Below are 13,083 nucleotides of genomic sequence, written 5' to 3' on the forward strand. Positions count from 1 at the left end.
GTGCCGTGCATGGCTTGGAGGCAGTGATGAGTGTGGCTCGGCATGACGGAGCGCAAGCGGGGAGCCAGGGCGCGGCGGGCAGGTCGGGGCCGATCCGTGTGGTCGTGGCCAAGCCGGGCCTGGACGGGCACGACCGGGGCGCCAAGGTCATCGCGCGGGCGCTGCGCGACGCCGGTATGGAGGTGATCTACACCGGGCTGCACCAGACCCCCGAGCAGATCGTCGACACCGCGATCCAGGAGGACGCCGACGCGATCGGGCTGTCCATCCTGTCCGGGGCGCACAACACCCTCTTCGCGAAGGTCATCGCCCTCCTGGAGGAGCGGGACGCGGCGGATATCAAGGTCTTCGGCGGCGGCATCATCCCCGAGGCGGACATCGCCCCGCTCAAGGCCCAGGGCGTCGCGGAGATCTTCACCCCGGGCGCCACGACCGCCTCGATCGTGGAGTGGGTGCACGCGAACGTCCGCTCGCTGGCGGTCTGAGACACCGCGGAGCCGGTGCAACGGCCCGGCCCGGCGGCCGGGCCGTTGCGGGGGCCCGCGGCGGCGGGCCCTGATACGCGCGGTCGCGGTGTGGGCGGGCTTGGTGTCCTTGGCCTTGGTGCCCGCGGCTTTGCTGGGCGGGGTCATGGCACGCGGGGGGCTGGAGCGCGGGGTCCTGGCGTGGCCCCGTCTGGGATGGTCGGTGCGGGACCGGGACCGGCGCCGGCGTCGCCCCCGTCAGGCGGCGGGGTGAGTTCCGTACGCATGGTGGCGCGCAGGCGCAGGGTGCCGACCAGGCGCTGGAAGGCCTCGGACCAGTAGCCGCCGGAGCCGGGCGAGGCGCCCTCCGGCTCGTCCGTGACGGCCGTGAGCATGTCGAGACGGTCCGCGGCGGCCGGGTCCAGACAGCGCTCGGCCAGGCCCATCACCCCGCTGAAGCTCCAGGGATAGCTGCCCGCGTCCCGGGCGATGTCCAGGGCATCGACCACCGCTCCGCCGAGCGGCTCGGCCCATGGGACCGCACACACCCCGAGCATCCGGAAGGCCTCGGACAGGCCGTGGGCCGCGATGAACTCCGCCACCCACCGGGCCCGTTCGTCCCCGGGAAGTACGGTCAGCAGCTTCGTCAGATCCCGTGACGAGCCGGCCGGGGCGACCTCGGCGGCCTGGGACGGTGCGGCCGGAGCGCCCAGCAGCGCCCGCGCCCAGTCGGCGTTCCGCTGGCGCACGGCGGCGCGGCACCAGGCATCGTGCAGCTCCGTCCGCCAGTCGTCGCCCACCGGCAGCGCGATGATCGCCGCCGCGTCCCGGCCCCCGAAGCGTGCGTGCCAGCTGTCCAGAGGTGTGGCCTCCACCAACTGGCTCAGCCACCAGGACCGTTCGCCGCGCCCGGAGGGCGGTTTGGCGGCCACGCCGTCCCGTTGCATCCCCGGATCGCACTCATGGGGCGCCTCCACCGCGATCACCGGTGTCCCGGCGGTGCGGTCCAGGCCGATGCAGGTGTGCGCCCGCTGCGCCATACGGGCCGCGAGGGCGGAGCCGGGCAGTGTGGAGAGCAGTTCGGCGGCGGTGGCGCGGACGTTGCGGCTGCGGTCGGTCAGGGCCTGTTCGAGGAAGGGCTCATCGGCGGCCGAGAGGTCCTCGCGCAGCGAGTCGAGGAACATCAGGCGGTCCTCCGCCCGTTCCGTGGACCAGGTCGTGGTCAGCAGCGCCAGGCCCGCGGTCGGGTCCTGGCGGCGCAGGGCGGTCAGCAGGGCGACCCGCTCCGCGAACAGGCCCTCCTCCCATGTGCGCCGTATGGCCGCGGGGGCACCGTCACCGGGGAGCCCGGCCCGGCTGCCGGTCCCCCGGAGTGCGAACTTCCATTCGTCGTTGAGCCGGGCCAGCCACAGTGCCCGCGGCCCCGCCAGGGCGAGCGCGGCGGGCCGCAGATCCGTACGGGCGCGGGCCGCGTCGAGCAGTGCGGGCAGCAAGACCTCCGGGGCGCGGTAGCCGTGGTCGACGGCGGCGGTCAGCCACTGGGGCAGCAGTTCGGTGAGGTCGGGGGCCGTGCCACGGCGGCTGCCGCCCCCGCCGGCGCCGCGGTCGGCGAGCAGCAGGGACAGCCGGCGGCGGGCCGCGGGCGGCAGCAGGGGCCGCGGGTCGACCGGGGCCGGGGCGGGCCGCTCACCGGCCAACGCGGGGCGCAGTGCGGCGCGGCGGCGCACCGTGCTCACCGCGGCCGCGTCCAGCAGCGCGGTCGCGGCGCCCTGCCCCGGCCGCGCCGCCACCGGCGGTGTCCGCCGCTCGGTCCCCAGCAGCGCGGCGCTCACGAGCTCGGACCAGGGGGCGGGTGCGGCCGGGGTGGCCGCGGCGAAGGGGGCGGGTGAAGTGGAGGGGAGGGGTGGCGTGGTGGGGGTGGGTGAAGTGGTGGGGGTGGTGCGCGTCATGCCCTTCCTCCAGGCATCGGGGGTGGACGGCGTCCGGGTGGGCCGGGGTGTCGTGGCCGGGGCGCGGGTCACAGGGGCACCGGGGTGGGGTCCCAGGCGGTCAGCGGCAGGAAGCCGCGATGGCCGCATTCGCCGAAGACCGTGATCGGGGCCCCACCCGACAGGGCGACCAGCTGCCACAGGCTCGTCCGGCCGACGCAGCGCGGGTCCAGCGGGAGCGCCGACTCGCCGTCCGCGTCGGCCAGTTGCCAGCCCGTCCCGTCGCGGCTCGGTATCGGGGTGACCTCGCTGAGCACCACCGGCCAGGAGTCCAGCCACGGGTCGTCGCGCAGCGCGTCGCCGTACGCGGCCAGGGCGGCGTCGATGCCACCGCCGGGGGGTACCGGCCCGTGGGTCACCGGGGCGTGCCGCTCGCCGAACGTGGCACGCAGCGGGCGGGCGCCCGGGTAGTAGGCGAGATCCGCGTCGAGCACCAGGCCGGGCGGCAGCGCCAGGTCCAGGGGGCGGCCGGTGGAGCCGCCGAAGGAGAGGTGCAGCGCCATCCGGCCGGTCCGCTCGCCCCGCAGAAAGATTCTGCGGGTGAGCAGCATGCCGTCGTCGCTGTCCTGTTGGGCGAGCACCAGCCAGCGGTCCCGGACCGTCGCCGCATCGGGGCCGGTCAGCAGATCCGCCGCCTCCGTGGTCAGCCCGACGCGCGCGCGGACCGTCGCCGCGAGCGGGCCCGGCAGCCGCTCGATACCGAGGAACCCCTGGTCGAGGAGGTGCAGCAGGGCGCACTCCTCCAGCAGCCGGGCCGGCCAGTCCGGTCCGGACGCCACCACCGACGACAACTCCCGTACACGGGAGGCGAGTCCGGGGGCCTGGGCGTCGACCATGCGGGCCGCAGTCTCGTCCCAGGAGCCGCCCCCGTCCGAGGCCAGTCCGGACTGAAGCAGATCCTCCAGCCGCTGTTCCAGCTCCGTGGCGCCGGCGCCGATCCGCTGCATCCGGCGCTCGGCCCGCCGCCGGGCGGCCTCCGGGGCCGCGGGTGCGCGCGACGGGGCGTCCGCGCCCGAAGGCGCGGCCGTGGCCCGTCCGGCCCGCTCCCGGCGTCCGGCCAGCCATTCGTCCGCCCAGGGGGACGGCTTCCCGGCCGGTACCTCTCCGCCGTCGCCCGCCCAGAGCAGCAGCAGCCCCAGGGCGTGCTTGCAGGGAAACTTACGGCTCGGGCAACTGCACTTGAAGGCGGGACCGTTGATGTCCACGATCGTCTGATACGGCTTCTTGCCGCTGCCCTTGCACTGCCCCCACACCGCGCCCCCGTCCGTGCCCGTATCCGACCACGGCCCGGGCGCCGCGAGCTTGCCGCCCGCTTTGCGTGATGCCTCGTCAGGAGCCAGTGCGAGCACCTGATCCGTCGTCCAGCGTTCCCCCTGCGGATTCATGTCTCCGACGCTACGACGCCCCACTGACAATCGCCGTGGTCCGCCACGAACTTGCAGGCCAGCGCTGCTTTTTCGGGTGATTGTCAGTGGCGTGGTGCAGGGTTGATTCCGCAAGCGGCCGCCGCGATTTCGGGGTGCCGGCCGCACACCGTGCGACGAGGGGGAACCATGTCCGCGAACAGCTTCGGGACGACCGACGACAAGAGCCGGCAGACCGCGGGGGCGGCGCCGGAAGCCGCGGACGGCGAGGCGCTGCGGCCGCATGCCGAGGACAGTTTCGCGGGCGAGCTGCGGGCCCTCGCGGCGGCCGACGACCGGCCGCGGCCGGAGCGCTGGCGGCTCTCGCCGTGGGCGGTCGCGACCTACCTCCTCGGCGGCACCCTCGCCGACGGCACGGTCATCACCCCCAAATACGTCGGCCCGCGCCGGATCGTCGAGGTCGCCGTGACCACCCTCGCGACGGACCGCGCCCTGCTCCTGCTGGGCGTGCCCGGCACCGCGAAGACCTGGGTGTCCGAGCATCTGGCGGCGGCCGTCAGCGGCGATTCCACCCTCCTGGTGCAGGGCACCGCCGGCACCCCCGAAGAGGCGATCCGCTACGGCTGGAACTACGCCCGGCTGCTCGCGCACGGCCCCAGCCGTGAGGCGCTGGTGCCCAGCCCGGTGATGCGCGCGATGGCGCAGGGCATGACCGCGCGGGTCGAGGAGCTGACCCGTATCCCCGCCGACGTACAGGACACCCTCATCACCGTCCTGTCGGAGAAGACCCTGCCCATCCCGGAGTTGGGGCAGGAGGTGCAGGCGGTCCGCGGTTTCAATCTGATCGCCACCGCCAACGACCGCGACCGCGGGGTCAACGAGCTCTCCAGTGCGCTGCGCCGCCGCTTCAACACCGTCGTGCTGCCGCTGCCCGCCACCCCGGACGAGGAGGTGGACATCGTCTCCCGCCGGGTCGAGCAGATCGGGCGCTCGCTGGACCTTCCGGCCGGACCGGAGGGCCTGGACGAGATCCGCCGGGTCGTCACGGTCTTCCGCGAACTGCGCTCCGGCCTCACCACCGACGGCCGGACCAAGCTCAAGTCGCCGTCCGGCACCCTCTCCACGGCGGAGGCCATCTCGGTGGTGACGAACGGGCTGGCGCTGGCCACCCACTTCGGCGACGGTGTGCTGCGCTCCGGCGACGTGGCCGCGGGCATCCTGGGCGCCGTGGTGCGCGACCCCGCGGCCGACCGGGTCGTATGGCAGGAGTATCTGGAGACCGTGGTGCGCGAGCGCGACGGCTGGAAGGACTTCTACCGCGCCTGCCGCGAGGTGAGCGCATGAGCGAGCGAACGGCCAACGGGGGCGGGCCGGTGCTGCTCGGGGTGCGCCATCACGGCCCCGGATCGGCGCGGGCGGTGCGGGCCGCCCTGGAGCAGTGCAGGCCGGCCGCGGTCCTGATCGAGGGGCCGCCGGAGGCGGACGAACTGGTGCCGCTGGCCGCCCAGGAAGGGATGCGGCCGCCCGTCGCGCTGCTCGCCCATGCGCAGGACGACCCCGGCCGCGCCGCGTTCTGGCCGCTGGCCGAGTTCTCCCCGGAGTGGGTCGCGATGCGCTGGGCGCTGGCACACGGCGTCCCCGTCCGCTTCATCGATCTGCCCGCGGCGCACTCCCTGGCGCGGGGGGACGACGAGGAAACGGCGGACGATCAGGAGACGGCGGACGAGGCGACCCGCGGGCAGGAGGCCCGCTCCGGCGCCGAGGTGCGGATCGATCCGATCGGGGTGCTGGCCGAGGCGGCCGGATACGACGACCCCGAGCGCTGGTGGGAGGACGTGATCGAGCACCGCGGGAGCGGGGGAGCCGGCGCGGACGCGCTGGCGCCGTTCGCCGCGCTCGCCGAGGCGATGGGCGCACTGCGGGAGACCTACGGCGACGGGGGACATGACCGCGACCCGGTGCGGGAGGCCCATATGCGGCTCCGGCTGCGGGCCGCGCGACGGGAGTTCGGGAACGACCTCGCCGTGGTGTGTGGCGCCTGGCATGTCCCGGCCCTGGCGCGGCGCACCACGATGACCGCCGACCGGCAGCTGCTCAAGGGCCTGCCGAAGGTGAGGACGGCGGTGACCTGGGTGCCCTGGACACACCGCCGGCTCTCCCGCCGCAGCGGCTACGGCGCCGGTATCGCCTCCCCCGGCTGGTACGGCCATCTGTTCAGCGCCTCCGACCGCCCCGTCGAACGCTGGCTGACCAAGGTCGCCGGGCTGCTCCGCGAGGAGGACTACGCCGTCTCGTCGGCGCATGTCATCGAAGCGGTACGGCTCGCCGAGGGGCTGGCCACGGTGCGCGGCCGTCCGCTCGCCGGGCTGACGGAGCTGGACGACGCGGTGCGCGCCGTCATGGGCGACGGCACCGACGCCCCGTCCTCGCTGATCCACGACCGGCTGGTGGTCGGGGAGGTGCTGGGCGAGGTCCCGGAGGACGCCCCCGCGGTGCCGCTGCAACAGGACATCGACCGCAGCCGCCGGACCCTGCGGCTCAAACCCGAAGCCCTGGAACGGGAACTGGAGCTGGACCTGCGCAAGGAGACCGACGCCGGGCGCAGCAGACTGCTGCACCGGCTGCGGCTGCTCGGCATCCCCTGGGGCGAGCCCACCCGCTCCCGCGGCAGCACGGGCACCTTCCGCGAGACCTGGCGGCTGCGCTGGGAGCCGGAGCTCTCCGTACGGGTCGCGGAGGCCGGCATCTGGGGCACGACCGTGCTCTCGGCCGCCACCGCCAAGGCCGCGTCCGAGGCGGCCGGGGCAGCCGGCCTCGCCGAGGTCACGGCGCTCGCCGAGCGCTGTCTGCTCGCCGAACTCCCCGACGCCCTCCCCGTGGTGATGCAGACGCTCTCGGACCGCGCGGCGCTGGACGCGGACGTGGGCCATCTCGCCCAGGCGCTGCCCGCCCTCGTACGGTCCGTGCGCTACGGCGATGTGCGCGGCACGGACGCCGCCGCGCTCCGCGAGGTGGCCACGGGCCTGGCCGAGCGGGTCTTCGTCGGACTGCCGCCGGCCTGCCTGGGGCTGGACGCCGACGGTGCCGCCGAAATGCGCGGCCATCTCGACGCCACCCACCAGGCCGTCGGTCTGCTCGGCCAGCCGGAGAGCGAGCGGCAGGCCGGAGGGAAGCAGCTGCGGACCCGTTGGGCCGGAGTGCTCCGGGCGGTCAGCGAACGGGACGCCGTGCCCGGTCTGCTCCGTGGCCGGGCGACCCGGCTCCTGCTGGACGACGGCGAGTTGGGCGACGGGGGAGCGGAGCGGCTGATGGGGCTCGCCCTGTCGCCGGGCACCCCGCCCACCGAGGCCGCCGGCTGGATCGAGGGCTTCGCCGGCGGCGGGGACGGCGGCATGCTGCTGGTCCATGACGCCCGTCTGCTGGCGCTGGTCGACGGCTGGCTGACGGGTGTGCCGGACGCCGCGTTCACCGACGTCCTCCCGCTGCTGCGCCGCACCTTCGCGGAGTACGAGAGCGGAGTGCGGCGCACCCTCGGCGAACTGGTCCGCCGCGGTCCCGCGGCGGCACCCCGCCACCCGGCCGGCGACGCCCCGGACGCGGCCGTGCCCGGCTTCGGCCCCGGCCTGGACCGCGACCGTGCCGCGGCCGTCCTCCCCACGCTCCGCATGCTGCTGGGCATCGGACAGCACGGCTTCGACGACGAGCAACCGGACCCATCCCGACCGGCCGACCCATCCCGACGGGCCGACCCATCCCGCCCATCCGACGACTTCACGGGGGCACGGACATGACCACCACGACACCGGACCCGACGGCCACCACCACGACCGCCACCCCGGCCACGACCGCCACCCCGGCAACGCCCCCGCCCCCGGCCACGCCCGACGACCCGGCCACCGCTCCGACCCCAACCCCAACCCCCACCCCCGCCCCCACCCCCGAGGCCGAACGGCTGCGCCGCTGGCGGCTGGTGCTCGGTGGTGGCGGCGCGGACGGGACGGGGTGTGCGCTCAGCGGCCGGGACGCCGCGATGGACGGCGCGCTGGCCTCGCTCTACGGACGGGAGAAGGGCCGCGCCAAGACGGCCGACGGAGGCAGGCGTTCGGCCGGGCTCGGGGCCTCGGCGCCCGGGGTGGCCCGCTGGCTCGGCGACATCCGGACGTACTTCCCGTCGTCCGTGGTGCAGGTGATGCAGCGGGACGCCATCGACCGGCTGGGGCTGTCCGCGCTGCTGCTGGAGCCGGAGATGCTGGAGGCCGTCGAGGCGGATGTGCATCTCGTGGGCACCCTGCTGTCGCTCAACAAGGTCATGCCGGAGACGACCAAGGAGACCGCCCGCGCCGTCGTCCGCAAGGTCGTCGAACAGCTGGAGAAGAAGCTGGCGCAGCGCACCCGCGCCACCCTCACCGGCGCCCTGGACCGCTCCGCCCGTATCAGCCGGCCGCGCCACCGCGACATCGACTGGGACCGCACGATCCGGGCGAACCTCAAGAACTACCTCCCCGAGTACCGCACGGTCGTGCCGGAGCGGCTGATCGGCTACGGCCGCGCCGCGCAGTCGGTGAAGAAGGACGTGGTGCTCTGCATCGACCAGTCCGGTTCGATGGCCGCCTCGGTCGTCTACGCCTCGGTGTTCGGCGCGGTGCTGGCCTCCATGCGGACCCTCGATACCCGGCTGGTCGTCTTCGACACCTCGGTGGTCGATCTGACGGACCAACTCGACGACCCGGTCGATGTCCTCTTCGGCACCCAGCTCGGTGGCGGCACGGACATCAACCGCGCGCTCGCCTACTGTCAGTCCCGCGTCACCCGCCCCGCCGACACCGTCGTCGTCCTCATCAGCGACCTCTACGAGGGCGGTATCCGGGACGAGATGCTCAAGCGGGTGGCCGCGATGAAGGCGTCCGGTGTGCAGTTCGTGACGCTGCTCGCGCTGTCGGACGAGGGGGCGCCCGCCTACGACCGGGACCACGCGGCTGCCCTCGCGGCCCTGGGCGCACCGGCGTTCGCCTGCACTCCGGACCTCTTCCCGGACGTGATGGCGGCCGCGATCGAGAAACGGCCGCTGCCCATACCGGACATGGCGGAGCAACGGTGACAGGTAGCCCGGGGGGACTTGCGTGGCACCTGGTTGCTCATGCAAGTATCAGCTCATCGCTCGATCGCCCGCGACGCGTGTGACTCCGAGGGCAGGTTCCTCGGGTGTCCCCGTCCGTATGGGAAGGTCCCCCCTTGTCTGCTGTGTTCGCCCTGCCTGCCACTGTGCGCCTGCCGCGCACGGTGGCCGTGCGGCGTGCGCTGCTGGCCGGGCTCTTCCTGGTGGGCTTCGTCGCCCTCGGCTTCGCCTTCGGTCCCGGCGCCCATGCCGACGACCGCGCGCAGAGCGCGGAGCTGCCCGGGGCCACGGCCCCGGCGCGGCCCGCGGCCGAGGTGCCGACCCCGGACCGGGCCGCCACCCGGGACGGGGCGAGCCGGCTGTCCGGCTCCCGAGCCGCGGTCACCGACCGGGGCGAGGAGACCGGCGCGCGGTTCGCCGAGCGCACCCACACCGCGTCCGACGCGGTGGCGAAGGCCGTCCGGCCCGCCGTCGAGCGGACCGCACCGGTCACCGATCCGGTGGGCCGCGTCGTACGGGAGATCGGGGACTCGGCCGGTGCCGCGCTGCCCGTGCACCTCCCGTCCGGTGAGCACACCGAAAACCCCGGAGACGGCGGCCCGCACCACGGCCGTACGCCGGGCACGGCACCGTCGGCCGGTTCGCGGACTGCTGCCACGGCCGGCCGCGCTGCCGCCGGCGCGGCGGTTCAGCTCCTCGGTGACCTGCACAAGCCGGTCTCCGAGGGCCCCTCGGCCACCGTTCACGAGCAGCGGGACCCGGGCCACGACGGCCTTCCGGGGCAGTACCCGCAGGGCCCGGTGGCGCCCGCCTCGCACACGGCCGGTGACGGCCACGGCCCCCGTGGCGGGGACCAGTACGCCGCCGCCCCGGCGGACCCCACGCGCTTCCGGCTGCTGCCCGGTGGCGTCCGCACGGCCGATGGCGCTCCGACGCGTCGGCGTGCCGAAGAAATCCTCGAATTCCCGGGCTAGGGCAGACCGCTCCGCGTCTGTAACTGGACCTGCCGCGCGGGGGCGGGACAGGTCTGCCCGTCAAACCTCTCCGAATTCGAAGGACTTCACCACCATGCGCTCCCACATCCGTCGTTCCATCGTCGTTGCCGCTGCCGCCACCGGTCTGTGGGCCCTGGGCTCCGCGGCCGCCAACGCCGCCGAGCTGCCCGTCGGTTCGGACCTGCCGGCCACCGGCACGGTCACCGGCACCGCCAAGCAGCTGCCCACGGGCGACCTGGCCGGCACCACGACCAAGACTACCGAGACCGCCAAGAAGACGGCCGGCGAGCTGGCGGACAAGGCCACCGGCGCCCTCGGCGGCGTGTCGGCCCCGGACCTGCCCACCGGCAAGCTGCCGCAGATCGGCGAGGCGTCCGGTGCGGCCGACGGCGTGCAGAAGCAGGTCAACGGTGCCGGTCTGCCGGACACCGGTGAGGTGCGTAAGGCCGCCGGGCTGAAGCAGGCCAAGAAGGCCGTCAAGACTGCCAAGAAGGCCGCCAAGGGCGCCGACCTCGGCCAGGCCGGCCGCCTCACGGACGGCACGCTGCCCGCCGTTCCGAAGCTGCCCGCCACCCCGGGCGTCCCGTCCCTGCCCGGCACCCCGGCGCTGCCCAAGGCTCCCGCGCTGCCCAAGGCCCCCGGCTCGGCCGACAACCTGCTGGCCGGTCTCGCCGGTGCGGGCGTCCGTCCCGAGCAGCTGACGAAGCAGGCCCAGGGTGCGCTGGCCACCGCGCGTCCGGTCGCCGACCAGGCCGCCGCCGACGCGCTGCCGCCGGTCGCCCGCCGGGTCGTCATCAGGGTCGTGCCGGTCGCCCAGGGTGCGGTCGGCGGTGCCGGTCAGCTCGCCGGTGACGCGGCCGGCCAGGCCACCCCGTTCGTGACCGTCGTCGGCGGCCAGGCGCAGCTGTTCGCGCAGGGTGCCGCGGGCGACGCGGTGCCGTTCGCCCAGGGCGTAGCCACCGACGCGGTGCCGTTCGCGCAGGGTGAGGCCGGCAAGGCGGCCCCGTTCGCCCAGGGCAAGGCGACCGACGCGGTGGCCTTCGCCCAGGGTGCGGCCGCTGACGCCGTTCCGTTCGCGCAGGGGCTGGCCACCGTCGTCGCGACCGACGCGCAGGACACCGTCGGCCAGGCCGTGACCGGCGTCCGGAGCCTGACCCCGGCGAAGTCCGTCCCGGCCGTCCCGGCTGTCCCGTCCGTGCCCGCCGTTCCGGCCGTCCCGGCCGTGCCCGCGGTTCCGTCCGTGCCCGCCGTCCCGGCCAACGTGACCGACGCCCTCCCGGCCACCCCGGCCGTGCCCGCCGTCCCGTCCGTCCCGGCCAACGTGACCGACGCCCTCCCGGCCACCCCGGCCGTGCCCGCCGTCCCGTCCGTCCCGGCCAACGTGACCGACGCCCTCCCGGCCACCCCGGCCGTGCCCGCCACCCCGGCCGTGCCCGCCACCCCGGCCGTGCCCGCCACCCCGGCCGTGCCCGCCGTCCCCGCCAACCTCACCGACGCCGTTGCCGTCCCGGCCGTGCCCGCTGACCTGGCCGACCTGACCAACGCCGCCAACATCCCGGCGCTGCCGGCCCTCCCGGTTCAGGCCGTCTGAGCCACAGCCGGCACCACCGGCTCCCGGTCGCGGCGGCGACCGATGCCGGAACACCCAAGAACAGCCGGGCGGACCTCTGTGGGGGAGGGCCGCCCGGCCTTGGTGTATCTGCGCGGCAACAAGCCGCCGTTCACTACGAGTTGGGGACCCGCAGCCGTTCCCAGCTGACCCTTCCCGGCACCCCGTCCGCGTCCTTGCCGCGGAAGCCGAGCTTGCGCTGCCAGGCCGCGTACGACGCGCGGTCCGCCTCGGTCCACTCCGGACCGGGGCCTTCTTCGTAGCGGTCGCACCCCTCGGCGACCAGCCGTTCACCCATCGCCGTGATCACCGGGCTGCTGGTCCCCGACCGGAAGAAGTCCCGGCCCGGGAACGGTTCGTACCGCGGATGCTGCGGTTCCGGCGGCGTCGGCCCCGAGCCGTCCGGCTCCGTACCGTCCGTTTCCGGCGCGCCCTCCGCCGGCTTCGCCAGCCGCTTCTTGACCCGGCCGCGCAGGTCGTCCATCGCGATGCTGCGCGGATCGACCTTCCCTGGCTGCCACTCCTTGTGGCCGATCACCGAGTGTTCGTTCCAGCCGTGCGCCCGGCAGATCGCGGCCGCCGCCTTCTCCATGGCGACCCGCTGTTCCTCGGGCCACGGGTCCTTGCCGTCCCCGAGGTTGATGCACTCGAAGCCGTAGAAGTGACGGTTGCCGTCGGTGTCCGCCTCGTTGTCCGTCGGCAGGTCCGGGTCCTCGTTGATCACCGCGCGCAGTACGTCACCGTCACCGAGCCCGGCGTGGTTGGCGCGGCCGTTGCCGACGAGATGGACCTCGCCCTTTTTGTCGATCACGCCCAGACACAGCGGGCCCGGCAGATCGGAGCGCCCGTCGTAGCAGAGGTCCACCGAGGTGTCGGTGCCCTCGGTGGCGGTGTGGTGGATCATCACGCCGTGCGTCGGGCCCCAGGGGCCCTTCGCGTTCCGGTTGTGCGTACGCCAGCTGCGGACCTCATGGACCACCAGGCCCTCGTCGCGCAGTGCCTTCAGCAGCCGGCTCGCGGTCAGCGGGGTGGCCATCAGGCGATTCCTTCCTCGTCGACCGCGGCTGCGGCCGGGGCGGCGCAGCCGGTGATCCGTATCGGCCGGTGGAGCGGTGCGCGCCGGGTGCGCCGGCGAAAGCGGTCCCGGGCCGGGTGACGGACGGGGTGACGGATGGGGTGACGGATGGGGTGACGGTGGTGATGCCGCGGATGCGGCGGGGAAGCTCTTCCGCATAAACAGGGGAGAGGGCGTATGTGCCGGCATTCCCCGCCAATCCCTTGGGGCACCGAATGCGAGGACACCGGGAAATCGAGAAGGGGGACGGCGGGCGGGGGCCGGGGTGTGTGGCTCCTGAGGCGTAAGTATGCGTATGTGCTCAACACAGTGTCCGTAAGCGGGAGTTGGAGGGTCAAGAGGCCATTCCGGACACCGCCTGCGGAGGCCCTGTGCGCGGGAGTCGCCACTTCTTCCCAACTGGATTCCCGCGGCACCGGGACCGGAATCGCCTGAGACGGGGCGCACAGGGGCGTTTCGGGAGGAGATCGCG

Annotated in this window: 9 protein-coding genes; 6 read left to right on the plus strand and 3 right to left on the minus strand. The window is 74.7% G+C overall.

Annotated elements, in window-relative coordinates; genetic code table 11:
* Positions 1-26 precede the first annotated feature (26 nt).
* Entirely contained in the window at positions 27-485 is a 459-nt protein-coding gene (locus CP981_RS23805; RefSeq protein WP_042147443.1) for a cobalamin B12-binding domain-containing protein, read from the plus strand.
* A gap of 143 nt (positions 486-628) precedes the next feature.
* Here the strand turns inward: CP981_RS23805 and CP981_RS23810 are convergent, their stop codons facing one another.
* Together CP981_RS23810 and CP981_RS23820 are read right to left on the minus strand one after the other, a co-directional pair.
* Positions 629-2,413 (minus strand): DUF5691 domain-containing protein, encoded by a 1,785-nt coding sequence (locus CP981_RS23810; protein WP_167536140.1) that lies wholly within the window; start codon positions 2,411-2,413, stop codon positions 629-631.
* A 68-nt stretch (positions 2,414-2,481) separates the two neighbouring features.
* Positions 2,482-3,837 carry an SWIM zinc finger family protein gene (locus CP981_RS23820; protein ID WP_085928720.1) on the minus strand — a complete coding sequence of 452 codons (1,356 nt, stop codon included), beginning with the start codon at positions 3,835-3,837 and terminating at the stop codon, positions 2,482-2,484.
* Positions 3,838-4,005: 168 nt separating this feature from the next.
* On the opposite strand from CP981_RS23820, the gene CP981_RS23825 reads away from it, so the two are divergent.
* The 5 genes from CP981_RS23825 to CP981_RS23850 all read left to right on the plus strand — a co-directional run bounded on the left by CP981_RS23825 (position 4,006) and on the right by CP981_RS23850 (position 11,518).
* Positions 4,006-5,160, plus strand: coding sequence for an ATP-binding protein (locus CP981_RS23825; protein ID WP_085928719.1), 1,155 nt, complete (start codon positions 4,006-4,008; stop codon positions 5,158-5,160).
* Positions 5,157-7,607 carry a DUF5682 family protein gene (locus CP981_RS23830; protein WP_244329765.1) on the plus strand — a complete coding sequence of 817 codons (2,451 nt, stop codon included), beginning with the start codon at positions 5,157-5,159 and terminating at the stop codon, positions 7,605-7,607. Before CP981_RS23825 ends, CP981_RS23830 begins: the two co-directional genes overlap by 4 nt.
* Positions 7,604-8,914, plus strand: coding sequence for a VWA domain-containing protein (locus CP981_RS23840; protein WP_244329766.1), 1,311 nt, complete (start codon positions 7,604-7,606; stop codon positions 8,912-8,914). Before CP981_RS23830 ends, CP981_RS23840 begins: the two co-directional genes overlap by 4 nt.
* Positions 8,915-9,048: 134 nt before the next feature.
* Positions 9,049-9,906: a hypothetical protein gene (locus CP981_RS23845; RefSeq protein WP_143659029.1), complete on the plus strand. Its 858-nt coding sequence runs from the start codon at positions 9,049-9,051 to the stop codon at positions 9,904-9,906.
* Positions 9,907-10,000: 94 nt separating this feature from the next.
* Positions 10,001-11,518 (plus strand): hypothetical protein, encoded by a 1,518-nt coding sequence (locus tag CP981_RS23850; RefSeq protein ID WP_085927645.1) that lies wholly within the window; start codon positions 10,001-10,003, stop codon positions 11,516-11,518.
* A 133-nt stretch (positions 11,519-11,651) separates the two neighbouring features.
* On the opposite strand, the gene CP981_RS23855 is transcribed toward CP981_RS23850, so the two are convergent.
* Positions 11,652-12,572: a peptidoglycan-binding protein gene (locus tag CP981_RS23855; RefSeq protein ID WP_085927644.1), complete on the minus strand. Its 921-nt coding sequence runs from the start codon at positions 12,570-12,572 to the stop codon at positions 11,652-11,654.
* Positions 12,573-13,083 lie beyond the last annotated feature (511 nt).

This window comes from Streptomyces platensis (assembly GCF_008704855.1).
In the GTDB taxonomy this organism is placed as follows: domain Bacteria; phylum Actinomycetota; class Actinomycetes; order Streptomycetales; family Streptomycetaceae; genus Streptomyces; species Streptomyces platensis.